At 76.1% G+C, this 1733-nt stretch carries 3 protein-coding genes; all 3 read right to left on the bottom strand.

Annotation, left to right across the window (positions count from 1 at the left end; all coding sequences use genetic code 11):
• A partial coding sequence (locus MHW47_RS35150) for an urease accessory protein UreD (RefSeq protein ID WP_239227870.1) occupies positions 1–596 on the bottom strand: 596 nt, incomplete at its 3' end.
• Entirely contained in the window at positions 593–1327 is a 735-nt protein-coding gene (ureG, locus tag MHW47_RS35145; protein ID WP_374230198.1) for an urease accessory protein UreG, read from the bottom strand. The genes ureG and MHW47_RS35150, both read right to left, overlap by 4 nt.
• Positions 1320–1733: urease accessory UreF family protein (locus MHW47_RS35140; protein WP_275449966.1), on the bottom strand; the 414-nt coding region annotated here is incomplete at its 5' end. The genes MHW47_RS35140 and ureG, both read right to left, overlap by 8 nt.

The following is a 1733-nucleotide window of genomic DNA, read 5'->3' as shown; positions in this document are numbered from 1 at the left end:
GGGCCGGGCGGGCGGGCGCCGAGCGCCGTGACCGCGCCGACGACGCGGTGCGGGCCCAGCAGCCCCGGCAGGGCGCGTACGTCGGCATCGGTGAGGTCCAGGTCCTCGACGAGCAGTTCCTCGTCGTCGTACGTCACCCGGGTGACCGCCCGCACGCTGCCGCCGCGCTCCCCGGAGCGGCCCAGCACCAGCGTGTCGCGCCACAGCATCCGGGCCCCGGCCGCGAGGACGACGTCCATCTCGCGGAGCACGTCCGCCCCGGAGGAGACGACGAACGGCTGACCGCACCACAGGAGTTCACCGCCCTCCGCGACCTCGACCCGGGCCCGCCACCGGGAGCGTCCGCCCCGGTGGTCGTAGGCGATGAGCCCGGCCGGCTCGACGAGTTCGAGGCGGGCGCCGGGGCCGACGGAGATCCGCAGTCCGAGGTCGTCGCCGGCAAGCAGCCCGGCCCGGGTGCCGACCAGGGCGATCCTGAGCCGGTCCGGTTCGGGGAGCAGCGGGCGGGGGGCGAGGAAGGCGCCGGGGCGCAGCACGCGCGCCACGTGGCGGCCCGAGGTGTCGCGCTCGACGCCGACGACGACGGGCTCGTTCACGCGTGGGCGTGGCTGTGGGGCGCCATCGGGCCCGGGTCGGTGGGGACATGGCGGCCGGAACGGTGGCGGGCGAGCAGGGCCCGTACCCAGTCGGCCAGTTCGGCGACGGAGGCCGGGTCCTTGCGGGACAGCGCCAGCACGGGGAGCCCGTCGCGTACGGCCTCGGCGTCCGCGACCATCGCGGCGACGTCCACCTCCACGTGGGGTGCGAGGTCCGTCTTGTTGACGATGAGCAGATCGGCGCCGGTGATGCCGGGGCCGCCCTTGCGCGCCACGTCGCCGCCGCCCGCCACGTCGATGCAGAAGAGCTGGGCGTCCGCGAGGGCCGGGCTGAAGGTGGCGGTGAGGTTGTCGCCGCCGCTCTCGACGAGGACCAGGTCCAGCGGCCCGAACTCCTCCTCCAGGTCCTCGACGGCGTCCAGGTTGGCGCTGACGTCGTCGCGGATGGCGGTGTGCGGGCAGGCGCCCGTCTCGACCGCGCGGATCCGCTCGGTGGGCAGCACGCCCGCCGAGCGCAGGAAGCGGGCGTCCTCGTCGGTGTAGATGTCGTTGGTGACGACGGCCATGGCCAGTTCGTCCGCCAGCTCCCGGCAGAGCGTGGCGAGGATGGAGCTCTTGCCGGTACCGACCGGTCCGGCGACGCCCAGGCGCAGGGCCCGGACCGGGGGCCGGTGGGTGTGGGGGTGCGGGTGGGCGTGTGGGGCGTCGGGGTGCGGGGTCGTGTCAGGCAAGGAAGAGCCTCCGTTCGCGTCGTGCGTGGTCGAGTGCCCACTGTTCGGTGAGCGGGGCCGTACGGGCGGGCAGCCGGCCCGGACCGCGTACGGTGAGGGCGGTGTCGGCCGCCCGTGCCGCCTCGGGTTCGGCGGCGAGAATCCAGGCGACCGAGTCGAGGGGGTCGCCGGGCAGGAGTTTGAGCGCGGCCGAGGCGATGGTCTGGAGTTCGTCGTAGACGACGGCGTGCGCCAGTTCCTCCTCGGTCGCGGGGAGTACGGCGGCGAGCGCGCCGAGGGCGACCGGCCGCAGCGGACGGCCGTCCAGGGCGGACAGCGCGGTGACGGCCGGATGGCCGGGGGCCAGGCGGCGGGCGAGCCGGTGCACCCCCCGGCCGAGCGCCGCCGATGCCGTGCGCTGCGGGGC

The sequence above is a fragment of the Streptomyces sp. OfavH-34-F genome, from assembly GCF_022347745.1.
Classification (GTDB): domain Bacteria; phylum Actinomycetota; class Actinomycetes; order Streptomycetales; family Streptomycetaceae; genus Streptomyces.
The sequence above is the reverse complement of the archived record's forward strand: the minus strand, read 5'-3'. Positions and strand labels throughout refer to the sequence as shown.